The sequence below is a fragment of the Pseudomonas sp. HT11 genome, assembly GCF_044875395.1.
Lineage (GTDB): Bacteria > Pseudomonadota > Gammaproteobacteria > Pseudomonadales > Pseudomonadaceae > Aquipseudomonas.
Window position 1 is genome coordinate 5643754 of the sequence record NZ_CP173217.1, and the last position, 21207, is coordinate 5664960.

31 protein-coding genes are annotated in these 21207 nt (G+C 54.5%); all 31 read right to left on the reverse strand.

Features of this window, described 5'->3' with window-relative positions; genetic code table 11:
* Positions 1-17: 17 nt before the first annotated feature.
* The 31 genes from rpsD to rpoC all read right to left on the reverse strand — a co-directional run bounded on the left by rpsD (position 18) and on the right by rpoC (position 21163).
* On the reverse strand, positions 18-638 hold the full coding sequence (gene rpsD, locus ABWL43_RS26050) for a 30S ribosomal protein S4 (RefSeq protein ID WP_003210056.1): 621 nt from the start codon (positions 636-638) through the stop codon (positions 18-20).
* Positions 639-656: 18 nt separating this feature from the next.
* On the reverse strand, positions 657-1046 hold the full coding sequence (gene rpsK, locus ABWL43_RS26055) for a 30S ribosomal protein S11 (protein ID WP_002555466.1): 390 nt from the start codon (positions 1044-1046) through the stop codon (positions 657-659).
* A gap of 30 nt (positions 1047-1076) precedes the next feature.
* Positions 1077-1433, reverse strand: coding sequence for a 30S ribosomal protein S13 (gene rpsM, locus ABWL43_RS26060; RefSeq protein ID WP_024077676.1), 357 nt, complete (start codon positions 1431-1433; stop codon positions 1077-1079).
* Positions 1434-1562: 129 nt separating this feature from the next.
* Positions 1563-1679, reverse strand: coding sequence for a 50S ribosomal protein L36 (gene rpmJ, locus ABWL43_RS26065; protein ID WP_002555468.1), 117 nt, complete (start codon positions 1677-1679; stop codon positions 1563-1565).
* Between the two features lie 27 nt (positions 1680-1706).
* Complete coding sequence (gene secY / locus ABWL43_RS26070; RefSeq protein ID WP_016969470.1) at positions 1707-3035, reverse strand: preprotein translocase subunit SecY; 1329 nt, start codon at positions 3033-3035, stop codon at positions 1707-1709.
* Positions 3036-3473 carry a 50S ribosomal protein L15 gene (rplO, locus tag ABWL43_RS26075; RefSeq protein WP_003176407.1) on the reverse strand — a complete coding sequence of 146 codons (438 nt, stop codon included), beginning with the start codon at positions 3471-3473 and terminating at the stop codon, positions 3036-3038.
* 3 nt (positions 3474-3476) lie between these two features.
* Positions 3477-3653, reverse strand: a complete 177-nt coding sequence (gene rpmD, locus ABWL43_RS26080) for a 50S ribosomal protein L30 (RefSeq protein WP_003176408.1) — start codon at positions 3651-3653, stop codon at positions 3477-3479.
* A gap of 2 nt (positions 3654-3655) precedes the next feature.
* Positions 3656-4156: a 30S ribosomal protein S5 gene (rpsE, locus tag ABWL43_RS26085; RefSeq protein WP_003176409.1), complete on the reverse strand. Its 501-nt coding sequence runs from the start codon at positions 4154-4156 to the stop codon at positions 3656-3658.
* 3 nt (positions 4157-4159) lie between these two features.
* Positions 4160-4510 carry a 50S ribosomal protein L18 gene (gene rplR / locus ABWL43_RS26090; protein WP_003186037.1) on the reverse strand — a complete coding sequence of 117 codons (351 nt, stop codon included), beginning with the start codon at positions 4508-4510 and terminating at the stop codon, positions 4160-4162.
* 10 nt (positions 4511-4520) lie between these two features.
* Complete coding sequence (rplF, locus tag ABWL43_RS26095) at positions 4521-5054, reverse strand: 50S ribosomal protein L6 (RefSeq protein ID WP_003176412.1); 534 nt, start codon at positions 5052-5054, stop codon at positions 4521-4523.
* Positions 5055-5066: 12 nt separating this feature from the next.
* Complete coding sequence (gene rpsH, locus ABWL43_RS26100; protein ID WP_010566853.1) at positions 5067-5459, reverse strand: 30S ribosomal protein S8; 393 nt, start codon at positions 5457-5459, stop codon at positions 5067-5069.
* A gap of 208 nt (positions 5460-5667) precedes the next feature.
* Positions 5668-5973 (reverse strand): 30S ribosomal protein S14, encoded by a 306-nt coding sequence (rpsN, locus tag ABWL43_RS26105; protein WP_003176414.1) that lies wholly within the window; start codon positions 5971-5973, stop codon positions 5668-5670.
* Between the two features lie 13 nt (positions 5974-5986).
* Positions 5987-6526 carry a 50S ribosomal protein L5 gene (rplE, locus tag ABWL43_RS26110; protein ID WP_003194642.1) on the reverse strand — a complete coding sequence of 180 codons (540 nt, stop codon included), beginning with the start codon at positions 6524-6526 and terminating at the stop codon, positions 5987-5989.
* Between the two features lie 22 nt (positions 6527-6548).
* A complete protein-coding gene (gene rplX, locus ABWL43_RS26115; RefSeq protein WP_007896770.1) occupies positions 6549-6863 on the reverse strand; it encodes a 50S ribosomal protein L24 in 315 nt (104 codons plus the stop codon).
* An 11-nt stretch (positions 6864-6874) separates the two neighbouring features.
* Positions 6875-7243: a 50S ribosomal protein L14 gene (gene rplN / locus ABWL43_RS26120; RefSeq protein ID WP_002555479.1), complete on the reverse strand. Its 369-nt coding sequence runs from the start codon at positions 7241-7243 to the stop codon at positions 6875-6877.
* 23 nt (positions 7244-7266) lie between these two features.
* Positions 7267-7533 carry a 30S ribosomal protein S17 gene (gene rpsQ, locus ABWL43_RS26125; protein ID WP_003176419.1) on the reverse strand — a complete coding sequence of 89 codons (267 nt, stop codon included), beginning with the start codon at positions 7531-7533 and terminating at the stop codon, positions 7267-7269.
* Positions 7534-7535: 2 nt separating this feature from the next.
* On the reverse strand, positions 7536-7727 hold the full coding sequence (gene rpmC / locus ABWL43_RS26130; protein ID WP_002555481.1) for a 50S ribosomal protein L29: 192 nt from the start codon (positions 7725-7727) through the stop codon (positions 7536-7538).
* A complete protein-coding gene (rplP, locus tag ABWL43_RS26135) occupies positions 7727-8140 on the reverse strand; it encodes a 50S ribosomal protein L16 (protein WP_003232424.1) in 414 nt (137 codons plus the stop codon). The genes rpmC and rplP overlap by 1 nt, the downstream gene beginning before the upstream one ends.
* Before the next feature lie 12 nt (positions 8141-8152).
* Positions 8153-8839, reverse strand: a complete 687-nt coding sequence (gene rpsC / locus ABWL43_RS26140; protein WP_003176422.1) for a 30S ribosomal protein S3 — start codon at positions 8837-8839, stop codon at positions 8153-8155.
* Positions 8840-8852: 13 nt separating this feature from the next.
* Entirely contained in the window at positions 8853-9185 is a 333-nt protein-coding gene (gene rplV / locus ABWL43_RS26145) for a 50S ribosomal protein L22 (RefSeq protein WP_342125676.1), read from the reverse strand.
* An 11-nt stretch (positions 9186-9196) separates the two neighbouring features.
* Positions 9197-9472, reverse strand: coding sequence for a 30S ribosomal protein S19 (gene rpsS / locus ABWL43_RS26150; protein WP_002555486.1), 276 nt, complete (start codon positions 9470-9472; stop codon positions 9197-9199).
* A gap of 16 nt (positions 9473-9488) precedes the next feature.
* A complete protein-coding gene (rplB, locus tag ABWL43_RS26155; RefSeq protein ID WP_003210080.1) occupies positions 9489-10313 on the reverse strand; it encodes a 50S ribosomal protein L2 in 825 nt (274 codons plus the stop codon).
* Between the two features lie 14 nt (positions 10314-10327).
* A complete protein-coding gene (rplW, locus tag ABWL43_RS26160) occupies positions 10328-10627 on the reverse strand; it encodes a 50S ribosomal protein L23 (protein WP_002555488.1) in 300 nt (99 codons plus the stop codon).
* Positions 10624-11226, reverse strand: coding sequence for a 50S ribosomal protein L4 (gene rplD, locus ABWL43_RS26165; protein WP_017135963.1), 603 nt, complete (start codon positions 11224-11226; stop codon positions 10624-10626). The genes rplW and rplD overlap by 4 nt, the downstream gene beginning before the upstream one ends.
* 12 nt (positions 11227-11238) lie before the next feature.
* Positions 11239-11874 carry a 50S ribosomal protein L3 gene (gene rplC / locus ABWL43_RS26170; protein ID WP_003194649.1) on the reverse strand — a complete coding sequence of 212 codons (636 nt, stop codon included), beginning with the start codon at positions 11872-11874 and terminating at the stop codon, positions 11239-11241.
* An 81-nt stretch (positions 11875-11955) separates the two neighbouring features.
* Positions 11956-12267 carry a 30S ribosomal protein S10 gene (gene rpsJ / locus ABWL43_RS26175; RefSeq protein WP_003186070.1) on the reverse strand — a complete coding sequence of 104 codons (312 nt, stop codon included), beginning with the start codon at positions 12265-12267 and terminating at the stop codon, positions 11956-11958.
* Between the two features lie 159 nt (positions 12268-12426).
* Positions 12427-13620, reverse strand: coding sequence for an elongation factor Tu (tuf, locus tag ABWL43_RS26180; RefSeq protein WP_003176426.1), 1194 nt, complete (start codon positions 13618-13620; stop codon positions 12427-12429).
* Between the two features lie 30 nt (positions 13621-13650).
* Complete coding sequence (gene fusA, locus ABWL43_RS26185; RefSeq protein WP_106580215.1) at positions 13651-15756, reverse strand: elongation factor G; 2106 nt, start codon at positions 15754-15756, stop codon at positions 13651-13653.
* A gap of 30 nt (positions 15757-15786) precedes the next feature.
* Positions 15787-16257, reverse strand: coding sequence for a 30S ribosomal protein S7 (rpsG, locus tag ABWL43_RS26190; RefSeq protein WP_002555493.1), 471 nt, complete (start codon positions 16255-16257; stop codon positions 15787-15789).
* Between the two features lie 118 nt (positions 16258-16375).
* Positions 16376-16747: a 30S ribosomal protein S12 gene (gene rpsL, locus ABWL43_RS26195; protein WP_002555494.1), complete on the reverse strand. Its 372-nt coding sequence runs from the start codon at positions 16745-16747 to the stop codon at positions 16376-16378.
* A 216-nt stretch (positions 16748-16963) separates the two neighbouring features.
* On the reverse strand, positions 16964-21163 hold the full coding sequence (rpoC, locus tag ABWL43_RS26200; protein WP_015886137.1) for a DNA-directed RNA polymerase subunit beta': 4200 nt from the start codon (positions 21161-21163) through the stop codon (positions 16964-16966).
* Positions 21164-21207 lie beyond the last annotated feature (44 nt).

Sequence of the window (21207 nt, forward strand, 5' to 3'; positions counted from 1 at the left end):
CACCTATTTTCTAGCCCTTACTTGGAGTAGAGCTCGACAATCAGGCTTTCGTTGATGTCGGCGGACAGATCACTGCGAGCAGGAACGTTCTTGAAAACGCCCGACTTCTTCTCAGTGTCTACTTCTACCCATTCTACGCGGCCACGTTGGGCACACAGATCGAGAGCTTGGACAATGCGAAGTTGGTTTTTTGCTTTCTCGCGAATCGCGACCACGTCACCAGCACGAACCTGGTAAGACGGGACGTTAACGGTTTGGCCGTTTACGCTGACGGATTTGTGCGATACCAGCTGACGGGATTCGGCACGAGTCGAACCAAAGCCCATACGGTATACAACGTTGTCCAGACGGCATTCGAGCAGTTGCAGCAGGTTTTCACCGGTTGCACCTTTCTTGCCAGCAGCTTCTTTGTAGTAGCCGCTGAACTGACGCTCGAGAACGCCATAAATACGACGGACCTTCTGCTTTTCACGCAGTTGGGTGCCGTAATCGGACTGGCGACCGCGGCGTTGGCCGTGGATACCAGGTGCTGCTTCAATGTTGCACTTCGATTCGATCGCGCGCACGCCGCTCTTCAGGAAGAGATCGGTGCCTTCGCGACGAGCGAGTTTGCATTTTGGACCAATGTAACGAGCCATTCTTTACAATCTCCTGGATTACACGCGGCGCTTCTTCGGCGGACGGCACCCGTTGTGCGGGATTGGCGTCACGTCGGTGATGCTGGCGATCTTATAGCCACAGCCGTTCAAAGCACGGACAGCAGACTCACGACCTGGACCTGGACCTTTGACGTTGACGTCGAGGTTTTTCAGGCCGTATTCCAGCGCAGCTTGACCAGCACGTTCAGCAGCTACTTGAGCAGCAAACGGGGTGGACTTGCGGGAACCGCGGAAACCCGAACCACCAGAGGTAGCCCAAGACAGCGCGTTACCTTGACGGTCGGTGATGGTCACGATGGTGTTGTTAAAAGATGCATGGATGTGGGCGATGCCATCAACCACTGTCTTTTTAACTTTTTTACGAGGACGAGCAGCAGGTTTTGCCATGATAATTTTCCTGTCGATTCGCTGGGGCGATTACTTGCGGATCGGCTTACGCGGACCTTTACGGGTACGCGCGTTAGTCTTGGTACGCTGACCGCGTACTGGAAGACCACGACGATGACGCAGACCGCGATAGCAACCGAGGTCCATCAAACGCTTGATTTTCATGTTGATTTCGCGACGCAGGTCACCTTCAGTGGTGAACTTCGCCACTTCGCCACGCAGCAATTCAATCTGCTCGTCGCTCAGATCCTTGATCTTAGCGGCTGGGTTTACCCCAGCAACTGCGCAAATTTTCTGCGCAGTAGTGCGACCAACACCATAGATGTAGGTCAGCGAGATAACAGTGTGCTTGTTATCTGGAATGTTAACGCCTGCAATACGGGCCATTCAGTGGGACTCCAATTGACAGCTACCTACGCCCCGGAAGCCAAGAAATAGGGCGCGAGATAATATCGCTGTAATAACAAATAATCAACCCGGCAGCGCACTAGCTGCCGGGCTTCAAGCGGATCACACTCAGCCTTGGCGCTGTTTGTGACGCGGTTCCGCGCTGCAAATTACTCGAACAACACCTTCGCGGCGAATAATCTTGCAGTTACGGCACAGCTTTTTCACCGATGCACGAACTTTCATCACCAACTCCTCGAACCTTATGGGTACTCAGCGCAACATGCCGCTGCCGTAACCCTTCAGGTTGGCTTTCTTCATCAGGGATTCGTACTGGTGCGAAACGAGGTGCGATTGTACTTGGGACATGAAGTCCATCACAACCACGACCACGATCAGCAACGAGGTCCCGCCAAGGTAGAACGGAACGTTTGCTGCAACCACCAGGAACTGGGGCAACAAGCACACGGCCGTCATATATAGAGCACCGAACAGGGTCAAACGAGTCAGAACGCCATCAATGTAGCGCGCAGACTGCTCACCTGGACGAATACCCGGAATAAAGGCACCGGACTTCTTCAGGTTTTCCGCTACGTCTTTCGGATTGAACATCAACGCCGTATAGAAGAAGCAGAAGAAAATAATCCCTGCACTAAACAGCAGAATATTCAACGGCTGACCAGGAGCGATCGACTGAGAGAGGTCCTGCAGCCAGCCCATGTTTTCAGACTGACCAAACCAGGTACCCAACGAAGCCGGAAACAGCAAAATGCTGCTCGCGAAAATTGCCGGAATAACACCGGCCATATTCACTTTCAGCGGCAAGTGGCTGGTCTGCGCAGCGAAGACCTTACGGCCCTGCTGACGCTTGGCGTAGTGAACAGCAATACGACGCTGGCCACGCTCAATGAACACCACAAAACCGATAATCGCTACTGCCAGCAAACCGATAGCAACCAGGGCGAAGATATTGATATCACCCTGACGTGCAGACTCGAAAGACTGCCCAATTGCTCTCGGAAGACCGGCGACGATACCTGCGAAAATCAACATCGAGATACCGTTACCAACACCACGCTCAGTAATCTGCTCACCCAGCCACATCATGAACATCGCACCAGCCACAAAAGTGGATACCGCGACGAAATAGAAGCCAAAGTCACCAGTGAACGCAACGCCCTGCCCTGCCAGGCCAACGGACATGCCGATAGCTTGAACCAGGGCGAGGACGACAGTGCCGTAGCGGGTGTACTGGCTAATCTTGCGACGGCCAGCTTCACCTTCCTTCTTCAACTGCTCCAACTGCGGGCTGACGGCGGTCATCAGTTGCATGATGATCGATGCCGAAATGTACGGCATGATCCCCAGTGCAAAGATGCTCATCCGTTCCAGCGCGCCGCCGGAAAACATGTTGAACAAGCTAAGAATGGTCCCCTCATTCTGTCGAAACAGGTCTGCGAGTCGGTCCGGGTTGATACCTGGAACCGGGATGTGTGCGCCTATTCGGTAGACGATAATCGCCAGGAACAGAAAACGCAGACGAGCCCAAAGTTCAGACATACCGCCTTTGCCGAGCGCTGAGAGAGCACCTTGCTTAGCCATTTATTCCTCGAACTTGCCGCCAGCTGCTTCGATAGCCGAACGCGCACCTTTGGTGGCGCCGATTCCCTTGCCGATAGTGACAGCGCGAGTCACTTCACCGGACAGCATGATTTTCACACGCTGTACGTTGACGTTGATCACGTTGGCATCTTTCAGGGTCTGCACAGTAACGATGTCGCCTTCCACTTTAGCCAGCTCGGACAGACGCACTTCTGCGCGGTCCATAGCCTTCAGGGAAACGAAACCGAACTTAGGCAGGCGACGATGCAGCGGCTGTTGGCCGCCTTCAAAGCCTGGAGCGATGGTGCCACCGGAGCGGGAGGTTTGACCTTTGTGGCCACGGCCACCAGTCTTACCCAAACCGCTACCGATACCACGGCCCGGACGATGCTTTTCGCGACGGGAACCCGGCGCTGGACTCAGATCATTGAGTTTCATCGATTAACCCTCTACACGCAGCATGTAGTAAGCCTTGTTGATCATCCCGCGATTCTCGGGAGTATCCTGGACTTCTACAGTGTGACCGATGCGACGCAGACCCAAACCCTTAACGCACAGCTTGTGGTTAGGAATGCGGCCGGTCATGCTTTTGATCAGCGTTACTTTAACGGTAGCCATGATCAGAAGATCTCCTTGACAGTCAAACCACGCTTGGCAGCGATGGACTCAGGAGATTGCATAGCTTTCAAACCTTTGAAAGTGGCGTGAACCACGTTTACCGGGTTAGTCGAGCCGTAGCACTTGGCCAGAACGTTCTGAACGCCAGCAACTTCGAGGACAGCACGCATAGCGCCGCCAGCGATGATACCGGTACCTTCAGAAGCAGGCTGCATGTACACCTTCGAAGCGCCGTGAGCGGACTTCATTGCGTACTGCAGAGTGGTGCCGTTCAGATCAACTTGGATCATGTTGCGACGAGCAGCTTCCATTGCCTTCTGGATCGCAGCAGGCACTTCACGTGACTTGCCACGGCCGAAGCCAACGCGCCCTTTACCATCACCAACCACGGTCAACGCGGTGAAAGTGAAGATACGGCCGCCTTTAACGGTTTTGGCTACGCGGTTAACTTGAACCAGCTTCTCAATGTAGCCTTCGTCGCGCTTTTGGTCGTTATTTGACATAACTTAGAACTCCAGCCCAGCTTCACGAGCAGCATCAGCCAGCGCTTTCACGCGACCGTGGTACTTGAAGCCAGAGCGGTCGAAAGCCACTTGCGAGACGCCAGCGGCCTTAGCACGCGTAGCGACCAGCTGGCCAACCTTTGTGGCCGCGTCGATGTTGCCAGTGGCACCATCACGCAGTTCTTTATCCAAAGTCGAGGCGCTTGCCAGGACTTTGTTGCCGTCGGCCGAGATGACCTGGGCGTAGATGTGCTGCGACGAGCGGAACACGCAGAGACGCACGACTTCGAGTTCGTGCATTTTCAGGCGTGCTTTGCGAGCGCGACGCAGTCGAGTAACTTTTTTGTCGGTCATTTGCTATGCCCTACTTCTTCTTGGCTTCTTTACGACGGACGACTTCGTCCGCGTAGCGCACACCTTTGCCTTTGTACGGCTCTGGTGGACGGAAGTCGCGGATCTCAGCGGCCACCTGACCTACCAGCTGCTTATCAATACCCTTGATCAGGATATCGGTCTGGCTAGGGGTCTCAGCGGTGATGCCTTCCGGCAGTTCGTAATCCACTGGGTGCGAGAAGCCAAGGGCCAGGTTCAAAACCGTGCCTTTTGCTTGCGCTTTGTAACCAACACCGACCAGCTGGAGCTTACGCTCGAAGCCTTGGCTTACGCCTTGGACCATGTTGTTTACCAACGCACGCGTGGTACCGGCCATTGCGCGAGTTTGTTGATCGCCATTGCGAGCAGCGAAACGCAGCTCACCAGCTTCTTCAACGATCTCAACGGACGAATGGATGTTCAGTTCAAGAGTGCCCTTGGCACCCTTCACCGAAAGCTGTTGGCCTGCGAATTTTACTTCGACACCGGCTGGCAGCTTAACGGGGTTCTTAGCGACGCGAGACATGCTTATCCCCCCTTAGAACACAGTGCAAAGAACTTCGCCGCCGACACCGGCAGCGCGCGCAGCACGATCCGTCATCACACCTTTGTTGGTGGAGACGATAGACACGCCCAGACCGCCACGAACTTTCGGCAGATCTTCAGCGGACTTGTACTGACGCAGGCCTGGACGGCTAACGCGCTTCACTTCCTCGATGACCGAACGGCCTTCGAAGTACTTCAGCTCGATGGACAGCAGTGGTTTTGTTTCGCTGCTGATCTGATAACCCGCAATGTAGCCTTCGTCTTTCAGGACTTTGGCAACAGCTACCTTCAACTTGGAAGATGGCATGCTTACGACGGACTTTTCAGCCATCTGGGCATTACGGATACGAGTTAGCATGTCCGCTAACGGGTCCTGCATACTCATGGGCTAGACGCTCCTAATACAAAAAAATTAGCCTTGCGGCTACATATGTCGCCGAGAATCTCCGAGCATAGAAAACACGGGCTCAGGCGAGCCGGGTATTCTAGACACACTCCGGAAATGAAACAAGCCCCAAAAGGGGCTTGTTCCAGATTCAAGGTCACCGGTGGTCAGTATCTTGCGACGCAGACCACCCGGACTTCGAAAGTACTTACCAGCTGGCTTTAACCAGACCTGGTACGTCACCACGCATTGCCGCTTCACGCAGTTTGTTACGGCCGAGGCCGAACTTGCGGTAAACGCCGTGTGGACGACCGGTCAGGCGGCAGCGGTTACGCATGCGCGAAGCGCTTGCGTCACGTGGCTGCTTCTGCAGAGCAACTGTAGCTTCCCAACGTGCTTCTGGACTTGCGTTCAGATCAACGATGATTGCTTTCAGTGCTGCACGCTTCTTGGCGTACTTGGCAACCGTGAGCTGACGCTTCAGCTCGCGGTTTTTCATGCTCATCTTGGCCATGGTCCTACTCCAATCAGTTGCGGAACGGGAATTTGAAAGCACGCAACAGGGCGCGACCTTCATCATCGTTCTTGGCAGTGGTGGTCAGGGTGATGTCCAGACCGCGGAGAGCATCGATCTTGTCGTAGTCGATTTCCGGGAAGATGATCTGCTCTTTCACGCCCATGCTGTAGTTACCACGACCATCGAAGGACTTGGCATTCAGGCCGCGGAAGTCGCGAACCCGAGGCAGGGAGATCGACAGCAGACGATCCAGGAATTCGTACATACGCTCACGGCGCAGAGTCACTTTGACGCCGATCGGCCAACCTTCACGGACTTTAAAGCCAGCGATGGATTTCCGAGCGTAAGTCACAACGACTTTTTGACCGGTGATCTTTTCCAGGTCAGCAACAGCGTGCTCGATGACTTTTTTGTCGCCGATCGCTTCGCCCAGACCCATGTTCAGGGTGATTTTGGTAACGCGCGGAACTTCCATCACGTTCCCGAGCTTAAGTTCTTCCTTAAGCTTGGGGGCAATTTCCTTCCGGTAAATCTCTTGTAGTCGTGCCATGGTCTTATCTACCTAGCAGTGTTCAAGCATCAACCGCTTTTTGGGTCGACTTGAAGACACGAATTTTCTTACCGTCTTCTACTTTGAAACCAACACGATCAGCCTTGTTGGTTTCGCCGTTGAAGATGGCGACGTTAGAAGCGTGCAGTGGCGCTTCTTTCTCGACGATACCGCCTTGTACGCCCGACATGGGGTTAGGCTTGGTATGACGCTTGACCAGGTTCAGACCACCAACGACCAGACGGTCATCAGCAAGAACCTTCAGCACCTTACCGCGCTTACCTTTGTCTTTGCCGGCGATCACGATGATCTCGTCGTCACGACGAATCTTTTGCATGTCGGATCTCCTTACAGCACTTCTGGGGCGAGCGAGACGATCTTCATGAACTTCTCAGTACGAAGTTCACGGGTCACTGGCCCAAAGATACGGGTGCCGATCGGCTCTTGCTTGTTGTTCAGAAGAACAGCAGCGTTGCCATCAAAGCGGATAATGGAGCCATCTGCACGGCGTACGCCGTGACGAGTGCGGACTACAACAGCAGTCATCACTTGGCCTTTTTTCACTTTACCGCGAGGAATTGCTTCCTTGACGGTAACTTTGATGATGTCACCGATACCAGCGTAACGACGATGGGAGCCACCCAGCACCTTGATGCACATAACACGGCGAGCGCCGCTGTTATCGGCCACATCGAGCATGGATTGAGTCTGAATCATATAATTTCTCCGACCCCTAGTCCTTAGACTTCCACAGCGCGTTCGAGAACATCAACCAGTGCCCAAGACTTGGTCTTGGCCAGCGGACGAGTTTCACGAATAGTGACTTTGTCGCCGATGTGGCACTGATTGGTTTCGTCGTGCGCGTGCAGCTTAGTCGAACGCTTAACATATTTACCGTAGATCGGGTGCTTAACGCGACGCTCGATCAAAACGGTGATGGTTTTGTCCATCTTGTCGCTGACAACACGGCCAGTCAGCGTACGGACAGTCTTTTCGGCTTCAGCCATGATCACTTACCTGCCTGCTGGTTGAGCACAGTCTTCACGCGAGCGATGTCACGCTTAACTTGCGAGAGCAGATGAGACTGCCCCAACTGGCCAGTTGCTTTCTGCATACGCAGATTGAACTGGTCGCGCAGCAAGCCGAGCAGTTGCTCGTTCAGCTGCTGTGCGGATTTTTCACGAAGTTCATTCGCTTTCATCACATCACCGTCCGTTTAACAAAGGCGGTGGCGAGCGGCAGCTTTGCAGCAGCCAGGGCAAAAGCCTCACGCGCCAGCTCTTCAGTTACACCCTCGATTTCATACAGGACTTTGCCTGGCTGAATCTGGGCTACCCAGTATTCCACGTTACCCTTACCTTTACCCATCCGAACCTCGAGAGGCTTTTTGGAGATCGGCTTGTCCGGGAATACACGGATCCAGATCTTGCCGCCACGTTTTACGTGACGGGTCAGAGCACGACGCGCTGACTCGATCTGACGAGCGGTGAGACGACCACGAGCTACAGACTTCAGCGCGAACTCGCCGAAGCTGACTTTGCTACCGCGCTGTGCCAGACCACGGTTGTGGCCTGTCATCTGCTTGCGGAACTTCGTACGCTTAGGTTGCAACATTTGGCGTACCCCTTACTTAGCAGCTTTTTTACGAGGCGCTGGTGCTTGTGGTTTCAGTTCTTCTTGGCGACCACCAATTACTTCGCCTTTGAAGATCCAAACCTTTACACCGATCACACCGTAAGTGGTGTGAGCTTCGTAGTTGGCATAGTCGATGTCGGCACGCAGGGTGTGCAGTGGCACACGACCTTCGCGATACCATTCAGTACGTGCGATTTCAGCACCGCCGAGACGACCGCTCACTTGGATTTTGATGCCTTTGGCACCAATGCGCATGGCGTTCTGCACGGCGCGCTTCATAGCGCGACGGAACATTACGCGACGCTCCAGCTGCTGAGCTACGCTCTGCGCAACCAGCATACCGTCGAGCTCCGGCTTGCGGATCTCTTCGATATTGATGTGCACAGGCACACCCATTTGCTTGGTCAGGTCCTGACGCAGTTTCTCAACATCTTCACCTTTCTTCCCGATAACGATACCTGGACGAGCGGTGTGGATGGTGATACGTGCAGTTTGTGCCGGACGATGGATATCGATACGGCTTACGGACGCGCTTTTTAGTTTGTCTTGGAGATACTCACGCACCTTCAGATCAGCGAACAAATAGTCCGCATAAGTCCGACCGTCTGCGTACCAGACGGAGGTGTGCTCCTTGACGATTCCCAGGCGAATGCCAATGGGATGTACTTTCTGACCCATCTCTTCGACTCCGTTACTTGTCAGCAACCTTGACAGTGATATGGCAAGACCGCTTGACGATGCGATCAGCACGGCCTTTGGCACGTGGCATGATGCGCTTCAGCGAACGCCCTTCGTTGACGAAAACGGTGCTGACCTTCAGGTCATCAACGTCTGCGCCTTCGTTATGCTCGGCGTTGGCTACGGCCGACTCCAGCACTTTCTTCATGATCTCGGCGGCTTTCTTACTGCTGAAAGCCAACAGGCTGAGCGCTTCGCCCACCTTCTTCCCGCGGATCTGGTCGGCGACCAAGCGGGCTTTCTGGGCGGAGATTCGAGCGCCCGACAACTTAGCGGCTACTTCCATTTCCTTACCCCTTAACGCTTGGCTTTCTTGTCTGCCACGTGCCCACGATAAGTGCGGGTACCGGCAAACTCGCCTAGTTTGTGGCCGACCATGTCTTCGTTAACGAGAACTGGGACGTGTTGACGACCGTTGTGTACTGCGATGGTCAAACCGACCATTTGTGGCAGGATCATCGAACGACGCGACCAGGTCTTAACTGGTTTGCGATCGTTCTTTTCCGCCGCCACTTCGATCTTCTTCAGTAGGTGAAGATCAATAAAAGGACCTTTTTTCAGAGAACGTGGCACTGTCGTATCCCTCTATTTACTTGCGACGACGGACGATCATTTTGTCGGTACGCTTATTACCACGAGTCTTCGCGCCCTTAGTCGGGAAGCCCCATGGCGATACCGGATGACGACCACCAGAGGTACGACCTTCACCACCACCGTGTGGGTGGTCAACCGGGTTCATGGCAACACCACGAACGGTTGGGCGAACGCCACGCCAGCGTTTGGCACCAGCTTTACCCAGCGAACGCAGGCTGTGCTCGGAGTTCGAGACTTCACCCAGGGTCGCGCGGCATTCAGCCAGCACTTTACGCATCTCACCAGAACGCAGACGCAGGGTCACGTAGACACCTTCACGAGCGATCAGCTGAGCCGAAGCACCAGCGGAACGAGCGATTTGCGCGCCTTTACCTGGCTTCAATTCGATGCCGTGTACGGTGCTACCAACTGGAATGTTGCGCAGTTGCAGAGCGTTGCCCGGCTTGATCGGTGCCAAAGCACCTGCGATCAGCTGGTCGCCAGCGCTCACGCCTTTAGGGGCGATGATGTAGCGACGCTCGCCATCTGCGTACAGCAGCAGAGCGATGTGAGCAGTACGGTTTGGATCGTATTCGATACGCTCGACAGTGGCAGCGATGCCATCTTTGTCGTTGCGACGGAAGTCGACCAGACGATAATGCTGCTTATGGCCACCACCGATGTGACGAGTGGTAATACGACCATTGTTGTTACGACCACCAGTCTTCGATTTCTTCTCGAGCAGCGGTGCGTGAGGAGCGCCTTTATGCAGCTCCTGGTTGACCACCTTGACCACAAAACGGCGGCCAGGGGAAGTCGGTTTGCATTTAACGATTGCCATGATGCACCCCTTCCTTACTCAGCACTGCTGCTGAAATCGAGATCTTGGCCTGGCTGAAGGGAGATAACTGCCTTCTTCCAGTCATTACGCTTGCCCAGACCGCGAGCAGTGCGCTTGCTCTTACCCAGAACATTCAGGGTAGTAACACGCTCAACTTTCACGCTGAACAGGCTTTCGACGGCCTTCTTGATTTCCAGCTTGGTTGCGTCAGTTGCAACCTTGAAAACGAACTGGCCTTTCTTGTCAGCCAGAACCGTAGCCTTTTCGGAAACGTGCGGGCCAAGCAGAACTTTAAATACGCGTTCCTGGTTCATCCCAGCAGCTCCTCGAATTTCTTCACGGCCGACACGGTGATCAACACCTTGTCGTATGCGATCAGACTAACTGGATCGGAACCTTGCACGTCACGTACATCAACGTGTGGCAGGTTACGAGCAGCCAGGTACAGGTTCTGATCAACAGCTTCAGACACGATCAAAACGTCGGTCAGGCTCATGTTGTTCAGTTTGCCCAGCAGATCTTTGGTTTTTGGACTTTCAACAGCGAAGTCCTGAACCACGACCAGACGATCAGTACGCACGAGTTCAGCAAGGATGGAGCGCAGTGCTGCGCGGTACATCTTCTTGTTGAGCTTCTGAGTGTGATCCTGAGGACGAGCTGCGAAAGTGGTACCGCCGCCACGCCAGATTGGGCTACGGATAGTACCGGCACGAGCACGGCCAGTACCTTTCTGACGCCAAGGGCGCTTACCGCCACCACGTACGTCGGAACGGGTCTTTTGCTGCTTGCTACCTTGACGGCCGCCGGCCATGTAGGCCACGACTGCTTGGTGAACCAGCGTCTCGTTGAATTCGCCGCCAAATGTCAGTTCGGAAACTTCGATCGCTTGAGCGTCATTTACATTTAATTGCATGTCAGCTTCCCCTTAACCGCGAGCCTTGGCCGCTGGACGTACAACCAGGTTGCCGCCAGTAGCGCCAGGAACAGCACCCTTGACCAACAACAGATTGCGTTCAGCGTCGACGCGCACTACTTCGAGGGACTGCACGGTCACGCGCTCAGCGCCCATATGACCGGACATTTTTTTGCCCTTGAATACACGACCAGGAGTCTGGCACTGGCCAATAGAGCCCGGGACGCGGTGGGAAACGGAGTTACCGTGAGTGTTGTCTTGACCACGGAAATTCCAACGCTTGATCGTACCCTGGAAGCCTTTACCTTTGGACTGACCGGTTACATCAACCAGTTGACCAGCGGCGAAGATTTCAGCGTTGATCAGATCGCCAGCCTGGTAGTCGCCGTCTTCGAGACGGAACTCCATAACAGTGCGACCAGCTGCAACGTTTGCTTTAGCGAAGTGACCTGCTTGAGCAGCAGTCACGCGCGAAGCACGACGCTCGCCGACAGTGACTTGCACTGCACGATAGCCATCGGTTTCTTCAGTTTTGAACTGGGTGACGCGATTCGGTTCGATCTCAATGACCGTGACCGGAATGGAGACACCTTCTTCGGTGAAAATACGGGTCATACCGCATTTACGACCGACTACACCAATAGTCATGTTGTAAACCTCATGAGTGTACGGGGCTTTCACCCGCTATGGCCGCCCATTTCAGAGCGTTACACGACTAAGACCCAAGTCTTAGCCGAGGCTGATCTGTACTTCCACACCGGCCGCCAGATCGAGCTTCATAAGTGCATCAACGGTTTTATCCGTTGGCTGGACGATGTCCAGTACGCGCTTATGAGTACGGATCTCGTACTGGTCACGCGCGTCTTTGTTGACGTGCGGGGAGACCAGAACGGTGAACCGCTCTTTACGGGTAGGCAGTGGAATTGGACCACGCACTTGAGCACCAGTACGTTTCGCGGTTTCCACGATTTCCTGGGTGGATTGGTCGATCAGGCGATGGTCAAAAGCCTTCAACCTGATACGGATTTGCTGATTTTGCATTGGATTTCAGACTCCGGCTGCTATTCCCAGCGAGCGCAATACGCCCGTTAAAAGGAGGCGCAATTCTATAGACGGCCCAGATAGGTGTCAACCCAATAAAAAAGGCCCCCGCTGAGCGGGGGCCTCTTCAAAACATCAAGGCTATCTCAGAAGAGATAATTACTCGATGATTTTAGCTACAACGCCAGCACCAACGGTACGGCCGCCTTCACGGATAGCGAAGCGCAGACCGTCTTCCATTGCGATGGTTTTGATCAGGGTAACAACCATTTTGATGTTGTCGCCTGGCATAACCATTTCAACGCCTTCCGGCAGTTCGCAGTTACCAGTCACGTCAGTAGTACGGAAGTAGAACTGTGGACGGTAGCCTTTGAAGAACGGAGTGTGACGACCGCCTTCTTCTTTGCTCAGCACGTACACTTCAGCTTCGAACTTGGTGTGCGGCTTAACCGAACCTGGCTTAACCAGAACCTGGCCACGCTCAACGTCGTCACGCTTGGTACCACGCAGCAGAACGCCGCAGTTCTCGCCAGCACGACCTTCGTCGAGCAGTTTACGGAACATTTCAACACCGGTGCAGGTGGTGACGGTAGTGTCACGCAGACCAACGATTTCCAGTGGATCTTGAACCTTAACGATACCGCGCTCGATACGACCAGTTACAACAGTACCGCGACCGGAGATCGAGAATACGTCTTCGATTGGCATCAGGAACGGCTTGTCGATAACACGAACTGGATCTGGGATGTAGCTGTCCAGAGTTTCAACCAGTTTACGAACGGACGTGGTGCCCATTTCGTTATCGTCTTTGCCTTCCAGAGCCATACGAGCAGAACCGATGATGATCGGAGTGTCGTCGCCTGGGAAGTCGTAAGTGCTCAGCAGATCGCGCACTTCCATCTCAACCAGTTCCAGCAGCTCAGCGTCGTCTACCAGGTCAGCCTTGTTCAGGTAAACCACGATGTACGGAACGCCTACCTGACGGGACAGCAGGATGTGCTCACGGGTTTGTGGCATCGGACCATCAGCGGCCGAGCAAACCAGGATTGCGCCGTCCATCTGGGCAGCACCGGTGATCATGTTCTTCACATAGTCAGCGTGACCTGGGCAGTCAACGTGAGCGTAGTGACGGATCAGCGAGTTGTATTCAACGTGCGCGGTGTTGATGGTGATACCACGAGCTTTCTCTTCTGGTGCGCTGTCGATTTTATCGAAATCAACGATTGCGGAACCGAATACTTCGGAGCAAACGCGAGTCAGAGCAGCAGTCAGAGTGGTTTTACCGTGGTCAACGTGACCGATGGTGCCAACGTTGACGTGCGGTAGGGAACGATCAAATTTTTCTTTAGCCACGACAATTAACTCCTTGCCTAAAGGACTGAATCAGCCTTGTTTTTTGGATACAGTTTCAGCGATGTGCGCCGGAGCTGTGTTGTATTTTTTGAATTCCATAGAGTAGCTTGCGCGACCCTGAGACATGGAGCGAACGTCGGTCGCATAACCGAACATCTCACCCAACGGAACCTCGGCGCGAATCACTTTGCCGGAAACCGTGTCTTCCATACCCAAGATCATGCCGCGACGACGGTTAAGGTCGCCCATGACATCACCCATATAGTCTTCAGGTGTAACAACTTCTACCGCCATGATTGGCTCAAGCAACTCACCACCGCCCTTCTGGGCCAGTTGCTTGGTTGCCATGGAAGCAGCCACCTTAAACGCCATCTCGTTGGAGTCGACGTCGTGGTAAGAACCGTCAAAAACGGTTGCTTTCAGGCCGATCAGCGGATAGCCGGCAACAACACCGTTCTTCATCTGCTCTTCGATACCCTTCTGGATAGCCGGGATGTATTCCTTAGGAACAACACCACCAACTACTTCGTTCACGAATTGCAGACCTTCTTGACCTTCGTCAGCAGGAGCAAAACGGATCCAGCAGTGACCGAACTGACCACGACCGCCGGACTGACGAACGAACTTGCCTTCGATTTCACAGTTCTTCGTGATGCGCTCACGATAGGAAACCTGAGGCTTACCGATGTTGGCTTCGACGTTGAACTCACGGCGCATCCGGTCAACCAGGATGTCCAGGTGCAGCTCGCCCATGCCGGAGATGATCGTTTGACCAGTCTCTTCATCAGTCTTGACGCGGAAAGATGGATCTTCCTGAGCAAGTTTGCCCAGAGCGATACCCATTTTTTCCTGGTCATCCTTGGTCTTAGGCTCTACGGCAACCGAAATAACCGGCTCCGGGAAGTCCATGCGAACCAGGATGATTGGCTTAGCAGCGTCGCACAAAGTCTCACCCGTGGTGACGTCCTTCATGCCGATCAGGGCCGCGATGTCACCAGCGCGTACTTCCTTGATCTCTTCACGGGCGTTTGCGTGCATTTGCACCATACGACCCACGCGCTCTTTCTTACCTTTAACCGAGTTGATCACGCCGTCACCGGATGCCAACACGCCCGAGTAAACGCGGACGAAGGTCAAGGTACCCACGAATGGGTCGGTAGCGATCTTGAACGCCAGGGCCGAGAACGGCTCGCTGTCGTCTGCATGACGCTCCATTTCCTCTTCCTCGTTATCAGGATTGGTACCCTTGATAGCAGGAATGTCGGTTGGAGCAGGCAGGTAGTCGATCACAGCATCGAGAACCAGGGGAACGCCCTTGTTCTTGAACGAAGAACCGCAAACAGCCAAGACGATCTCACCAGCGATAGTACGCTGACGCAGAGCGGCCTTGATTTCCGCGTTGGTGAGTTCTTCACCTTCGAGGTACTTGTTCATCAGCTCTTCGCTGGCTTCGGCAGCAGCCTCAACCATGTTGTTGCGCCACTCGTCAGCCAGCTCCTGCAGTTCTGCAGGGATAGGCTTACGAACAGGAACCATACCTTTGTCGGAATCATTCCAGTAAACAGCTTCCATGTTGATCAGGTCGATCTGACCCTGGAAGTTGTCTTCGGAACCGATAGCCAATTGGATTGGCACCGGAGTATGACCCAGACGCTGCTTGATCTGACCGATCACGCGCAGGAAGTTAGCACCAGCACGGTCCATCTTGTTTACGTAAACAAGACGAGGAACGCCGTATTTGTTGGCTTGACGCCATACGGTTTCCGACTGAGGCTCAACACCCGAGGTACCGCAGAACACAACGACAGCGCCGTCGAGTACACGCAGGGAACGTTCAACTTCAATGGTGAAGTCTACGTGGCCTGGGGTATCGATTACGTTGAAGCGGTGCTCGTCTTTGTACTGCTTCTCGGAACCTTTCCAGAAGGCGGTAATAGCAGCAGAAGTAATGGTAATACCACGCTCCTGCTCCTGAACCATCCAGTCTGTGGTCGCGGCGCCGTCATGCACCTCGCCCATTTTGTGACTTTTGCCGGTGTAAAACAGTACGCGCTCGGTGGTGGTGGTTTTACCAGCATCCACGTGAGCAACGATACCGATGTTACGGTAGCGGCTAATCGGAGTAGTACGAGCCATAAAGCCCTCGCAAAATTAGTGAAGCTAAGATTAGAAGCGGTAGTGCGAGAAAGCTTTGTTAGCTTCAGCCATACGGTGCACGTCTTCACGCTTCTTAACAGCAGCACCTTTACCTTCAGCAGCGTCCAACAGTTCGCCAGCCAAACGCAGAGCCATAGACTTCTCGCCGCGCTTACGGGCGAAGTCTACCAACCAGCGCATTGCCAGAGCGTTACGACGGGACGGACGAACTTCGACCGGAACCTGGTAAGTAGCACCGCCTACACGGCGCGACTTCACTTCGACCAGCGGAGCGATGGCGTCGAGAGCTTTCTCGAAGATTTCCAGGGGGTCGCTGTTCTTGCGTTCTTTAACCTTTTCCAGCGCGCCATAAACGATACGCTCGGCAACGGCTTTCTTGCCGCTTTCCATCACGTGGTTCATGAACTTGGCCAGAATTTGGCTTCCGTATTTTGGATCGTCAAGCACTTCGCGCTTGGCTGCTACGCGTCTTCTTGGCATGGATAAGCCCTCAAACGGTCTTCAGGTTCGCTCGGAATCAGTGCCCTTACGGGACGCCTCCGACCTTACTCTTATCGACTCAGAAAATAAGATGATTCAGTTTTACAAAAAGCCGCTACTACTTAGGCTTCTTGGTACCGTACTTCGAACGACCCTGGTTACGACCTTTAACGCCGGAAGTATCCAAGGAGCCGCGTACGGTGTGGTAACGAACACCTGGCAAGTCTTTTACACGACCGCCGCGGATCAGTACCACGCTGTGCTCTTGCAGGTTGTGGCCTTCACCGCCGATGTACGAGGAAACCTCGAAACCGTTGGTCAGGCGCACACGGCATACTTTACGCAGTGCCGAGTTAGGTTTTTTCGGCGTAGTGGTATACACGCGAGTGCATACGCCACGACGTTGCGGGCAGTTCTGCAGCGCAGGTACGTCGGATTTCTCGACGATACGCTTACGCGGCTGACGTACCAGCTGGTTGATAGTTGCCATCTACTAGCTCCACTGTTGTCTTGCGACGCTATTGTCTTGCAAGAAAAGCAAAATGGCAGGAACGAATTCCCGCCAAATTTAGGGGTACAAGAGTCTAAAGAGGATCTTGTCCCCAGTCAAGGCAAGGCCCCGACCTCCCCTCTCATCGAAGCGGGGCAAAATTGCCTCGATCCGACGAATGGGGCTGCCAGGGCCCAGACTTATTTACCGCAGAACTCAGTTACCGCTTGAGTTCAGCGCTTCGGTCAGTGCAGCTTCCACTTCACTGGCGCTTACGCGCAGCGGTTTGTCAGCATCACGGCGGCGCTTGCGCTCGCTGTGGTAAGCCAAACCGGTACCTGCCGGGATCAAACGACCCACGACCACGTTTTCTTTCAGGCCGCGCAGGTAATCGCGCTTGCCGGTTACCGCTGCTTCGGTCAGTACGCGAGTGGTCTCCTGGAAGGAGGCCGCCGAGATGAACGACTCAGTGGACAACGACGCCTTGGTGATACCCAGCAACACACGAGTGAACTTGGAGACAAATTTGTCTTCCGCGCCCAGACGTTCGTTTTCTACCAGTACGTGAGTCAGTTCCATCTGGTCGCCCTTGATGAAACTGGAATCGCCGGATTCAGCGATTTCAACTTTACGCAGCATCTGACGCAGGATGGTCTCGATGTGCTTATCGTTGATCTTCACGCCTTGCAGACGGTAAACGTCCTGGATCTCGTTAACGATGTACTTGGCCAGCGCACTCACACCCAGCAGACGCAGGATGTCGTGTGGATCGCTCGGGCCGTCGGAGATAACTTCGCCGCGGTTTACCTGTTCGCCTTCGAAGACGTTCAGGTGACGCCACTTCGGAATCAGCTCTTCATACGGATCGCTACCGTCGTTCGGGGTAATGACCAGACGGCGCTTGCCCTTGGTCTCTTTACCGAACGCGATGGTGCCGCTGACTTCAGCCAGAATCGACGCTTCTTTCGGACGACGAGCTTCGAACAAGTCGGCAACACGCGGCAGACCACCGGTGATGTCACGGGTCTTCGAAGTTTCTTGCGGGATACGCGCGATAACATCACCGATCGCGATCTTCGCACCATCCGCTACACCGACCAGGGCGTTGGCTGGCAGGAAGTACTGAGCGATTACGTCAGTGCCTGGCAGCAACAAGTCCTTGCCGTTGTCATCAACCATCTTCACAGCAGGACGGATATCTTTGCCTGCAGCTGGACGGTCTTTGGCGTCGAGTACTTCAATGTTGGTCATACCGGTCAATTCGTCAGTCTGACGCTTGATCGTGATGCCTTCTTCCATGCCCACGTAGGTCACGGTACCTTTCATTTCGGTAACGATTGGGTGAGTGTGCGGATCCCACTTGGCCACGATTGCGCCAGCGTCGACCTTGTCACCTTCTTTAACCGAGATCACAGCACCGTACGGCAGCTTGTAACGCTCACGCTCACGACCGTAGTCATCAGCGATTGCCAGCTCACCGGAACGGGACACAGCAACCAGGTGACCATCCACTCGCTCAACGTGTTTCAGGTTGTGCAGACGGACGGTACCGCCATTCTTCACCTGAACGCTGTCGGCTGCGGAGGTCCGGCTTGCCGCACCACCAATGTGGAACGTACGCATGGTCAGCTGGGTACCCGGCTCACCGATGGACTGGGCAGCGATAACGCCGACCGCTTCACCGATGTTCACCTGGTGACCACGAGCCAAGTCACGGCCGTAGCACTTGGCACAAATGCCGTAGCGGGTTTCGCAGCTGATCGGCGAGCGAACAATCACTTCGTCGATGCTGTTGAGTTCGATGAACTCGACCCACTTCTCGTCTACCAGGGTGCCGGCAGGAACGATAATTTCCTCGGTACCTGGCTTGAATACGTCACGGGCGATTACTCGACCCAGTACGCGCTCACCCAACGGCTCTACAACGTCGCCGCCTTCGATGTGCGGAGTCATCAGCAGACCGTGTTCGGTGCCGCAGTCAACTTCAGTCACAACCAAGTCTTGTGCGACGTCTACCAGACGACGTGTCAGGTAACCGGAGTTAGCGGTTTTCAACGCGGTATCCGCAAGACCCTTACGAGCACCGTGAGTGGAGATGAAGTACTGAAGTACGCTCAAACCTTCACGGAAGTTCGCAGTAATCGGCGTCTCGATGATGGAACCGTCCGGCTTGGCCATCAGGCCACGCATACCGGCGAGCTGACGGATCTGCGCAGCAGAACCCCGTGCGCCCGAGTCGGCCATCATGTACATCGAGTTGAACGACTCTTGATCGACTTCTACGCCATGACGGTCGATAACCTTCTCTTTCGAGAGGTTAGCCATCATCGCCTTCGACACTTCGTCGTTGGCCTTGGACCAAAGGTCGATCACTTTGTTGTACTTCTCGCCCTGGGTTACCAGGCCGGAGGCGTACTGGCTCTCGATTTCTTTCACTTCATCGGTCGCAGCACCGATGATCTGAGCTTTTTCATCCGGGATAACGAAGTCGTTAACACCGATAGAAACGCCGGAAATAGTCGAGTAAGCAAAACCGGTGTACATCAACTGGTCAGCGAAGATCACGGTCTCTTTCAAACCAACCACGCGGTAGCACTGGTTGATCAGCTTGGAGATCGCCTTTTTCTTCATCGGCAGGTTGACGACGTCATACGACAGACCTTTTGGCACAACTTGATACAACAGCGCACGGCCGACAGTGGTGTCGACGATACGGGTGTTGGTCACGCTGCCGCCGTCACGGTCGTTGACGGTTTCGTTGATCCGCACTTTTACCTTGGCATGCAGTGCGGCTTCGCCGGCACGGAACACACGGTCAACTTCTTGCAGGTCAGCGAACACACGACCTTCGCCTTTGGCGTTGATCGCTTCACGGGTCATGTAGTACAGACCCAATACAACGTCCTGCGACGGAACGATGATTGGCTCACCGTTGGCTGGCGACAGAATGTTGTTGGTCGACATCATCAACGCACGCGCTTCCAACTGAGCTTCCAGTGTCAGCGGTACGTGCACGGCCATTTGGTCGCCGTCGAAGTCGGCGTTGTACGCAGCACAGACCAGAGGGTGCAGCTGGATAGCCTTACCTTCGATCAGTACCGGTTCAAACGCCTGGATACCCAGACGGTGAAGGGTCGGTGCACGGTTGAGGAGAACCGGGTGTTCGCGAATCACTTCAGCGAGAACGTCCCAAACCTCTGGCAATTCGCGCTCGACCATTTTCTTGGCCGCTTTGATGGTGGTCGCGAGACCGCGCATTTCCAGCTTGCCGAAGATAAATGGCTTGAACAGCTCAAGTGCCATCTTCTTAGGCAGACCGCACTGGTGCAGACGCAGGGTCGGGCCTACGGTAATTACCGAACGACCGGAGTAGTCAACACGCTTACCGAGCAAGTTCTGACGGAAACGACCTTGCTTACCCTTGATCATGTCAGCCAGGGATTTCAGAGGACGCTTGTTCGAACCGGTGATAGCGCGGCCACGACGACCGTTGTCGAGCAAGGCATCGACAGCTTCTTGCAACATACGCTTTTCGTTGCGCACGATGATGTCCGGAGCGGACAGATCGAGCAGACGCTTCAAGCGGTTGTTACGGTTGATCACACGGCGGTACAGGTCGTTAAGGTCGGAAGTCGCGAAGCGACCGCCATCCAACGGTACCAGCGGACGCAGGTCTGGCGGCAGAACCGGCAGAACGGTCAGCACCATCCACTCTGGCAAGTTGCCGGAACCCTGGAAGGCTTCCATCAACTTCAGACGCTTGGACAGTTTCTTGATTTTGGTTTCGGAGTTGGTTTGCGGAATTTCTTCACGCAGGCGGCCAATCTCGTGCTCCAGATCGATAGCGTGCAGCAGTTCACGGACAGCTTCGGCACCCATGCGGGCATCGAAATCGTCGCCGAACTCTTCCAGCGCTTCGAAGTACTGCTCGTCGTTCAGCAGCTGACCTTTTTCAAGGGTGGTCATGCCTGGATCGATAACGACATAGCTCTCGAAGTAGAGAACGCGTTCGATATCACGCAGGGTCATGTCCATCAGCAAGCCGATACGGGACGGCAGCGATTTCAGGAACCAGATGTGGGCAACCGGCGAAGCCAGTTCGATGTGCGCCATGCGCTCACGACGAACTTTAGCCAGCGCGACTTCAACGCCGCACTTCTCGCAGATCACACCACGGTGCTTCAAGCGCTTGTACTTACCGCACAGGCACTCGTAATCCTTTACCGGGCCAAAGATCTTGGCGCAGAACAGGCCGTCACGCTCAGGTTTGAACGTACGGTAGTTGATGGTTTCCGGCTTTTTAACTTCACCGAACGACCACGAACGGATCATCTCAGGCGATGCCAATCCAATACGGATGGCGTCGAACTCTTCGACTTGACCCTGGTTTTTCAGCAAATTCAGTAGGTCTTTCAAGGCCTTTCCTCCTGGCGGAGCAGAGAGCGGGCTAAACAGCCCCG

Excerpts from the sequence above, each read along its gene's own strand:
- rpmC (WP_002555481.1), bottom strand. The coding sequence starts at position 7,727 with ATGAAAGCGAATGAACTTCGTGAAAAATCCGCACAGCAGCTGAACGAG.
- rplF (WP_003176412.1), bottom strand. The coding sequence starts at position 5,054 with ATGTCTCGCGTCGCTAAGAACCCCGTTAAGCTGCCAGCCGGTGTCGAA.
- rplE (WP_003194642.1), bottom strand. The coding sequence starts at position 6,526 with ATGGCACGACTACAAGAGATTTACCGGAAGGAAATTGCCCCCAAGCTT.
- rpsN (WP_003176414.1), bottom strand. The coding sequence starts at position 5,973 with ATGGCCAAGATGAGCATGAAAAACCGCGAGCTGAAGCGTCAGCTCACG.
- rplP (WP_003232424.1), bottom strand. The coding sequence starts at position 8,140 with ATGTTGCAACCTAAGCGTACGAAGTTCCGCAAGCAGATGACAGGCCAC.
- secY (WP_016969470.1), bottom strand. The coding sequence starts at position 3,035 with ATGGCTAAGCAAGGTGCTCTCTCAGCGCTCGGCAAAGGCGGTATGTCT.
- rplX (WP_007896770.1), bottom strand. The coding sequence starts at position 6,863 with ATGCAAAAGATTCGTCGTGACGACGAGATCATCGTGATCGCCGGCAAA.
- rplV (WP_342125676.1), bottom strand. The coding sequence starts at position 9,185 with ATGGAAGTAGCCGCTAAGTTGTCGGGCGCTCGAATCTCCGCCCAGAAA.
- rplR (WP_003186037.1), bottom strand. The coding sequence starts at position 4,510 with ATGACCGACAAAAAAGTTACTCGACTGCGTCGCGCTCGCAAAGCACGC.
- rpsK (WP_002555466.1), bottom strand. The coding sequence starts at position 1,046 with ATGGCAAAACCTGCTGCTCGTCCTCGTAAAAAAGTTAAAAAGACAGTG.
- rpsC (WP_003176422.1), bottom strand. The coding sequence starts at position 8,839 with ATGGGTCAGAAAGTACATCCCATTGGCATTCGCCTGGGAATCGTCAAG.
- rplB (WP_003210080.1), bottom strand. The coding sequence starts at position 10,313 with ATGGCAATCGTTAAATGCAAACCGACTTCCCCTGGCCGCCGTTTTGTG.
- rplO (WP_003176407.1), bottom strand. The coding sequence starts at position 3,473 with ATGAAACTCAATGATCTGAGTCCAGCGCCGGGTTCCCGTCGCGAAAAG.
- fusA (WP_106580215.1), bottom strand. The coding sequence starts at position 15,756 with ATGGCTCGTACTACTCCGATTAGCCGCTACCGTAACATCGGTATCGTT.
- rplN (WP_002555479.1), bottom strand. The coding sequence starts at position 7,243 with ATGATTCAGACTCAATCCATGCTCGATGTGGCCGATAACAGCGGCGCT.
- rpsD (WP_003210056.1), bottom strand. The coding sequence starts at position 638 with ATGGCTCGTTACATTGGTCCAAAATGCAAACTCGCTCGTCGCGAAGGC.
- rpsJ (WP_003186070.1), bottom strand. The coding sequence starts at position 12,267 with ATGCAAAATCAGCAAATCCGTATCAGGTTGAAGGCTTTTGACCATCGC.
- rpsL (WP_002555494.1), bottom strand. The coding sequence starts at position 16,747 with ATGGCAACTATCAACCAGCTGGTACGTCAGCCGCGTAAGCGTATCGTC.
- rplC (WP_003194649.1), bottom strand. The coding sequence starts at position 11,874 with ATGACTATTGGTGTAGTCGGTCGTAAATGCGGTATGACCCGTATTTTC.
- rplW (WP_002555488.1), bottom strand. The coding sequence starts at position 10,627 with ATGAACCAGGAACGCGTATTTAAAGTTCTGCTTGGCCCGCACGTTTCC.
- rpsH (WP_010566853.1), bottom strand. The coding sequence starts at position 5,459 with ATGAGTATGCAGGACCCGTTAGCGGACATGCTAACTCGTATCCGTAAT.
- rplD (WP_017135963.1), bottom strand. The coding sequence starts at position 11,226 with ATGCAATTAAATGTAAATGACGCTCAAGCGATCGAAGTTTCCGAACTG.
- rpsQ (WP_003176419.1), bottom strand. The coding sequence starts at position 7,533 with ATGGCTGAAGCCGAAAAGACTGTCCGTACGCTGACTGGCCGTGTTGTC.
- rpmJ (WP_002555468.1), bottom strand. The coding sequence starts at position 1,679 with ATGAAAGTTCGTGCATCGGTGAAAAAGCTGTGCCGTAACTGCAAGATT.
- rpsM (WP_024077676.1), bottom strand. The coding sequence starts at position 1,433 with ATGGCCCGTATTGCAGGCGTTAACATTCCAGATAACAAGCACACTGTT.
- rpsG (WP_002555493.1), bottom strand. The coding sequence starts at position 16,257 with ATGCCAAGAAGACGCGTAGCAGCCAAGCGCGAAGTGCTTGACGATCCA.
- rpmD (WP_003176408.1), bottom strand. The coding sequence starts at position 3,653 with ATGGCTACCGTTAAAGTAACGCTGATCAAAAGCATGACCGGCCGCATT.
- rpsE (WP_003176409.1), bottom strand. The coding sequence starts at position 4,156 with ATGTCAAATAACGACCAAAAGCGCGACGAAGGCTACATTGAGAAGCTG.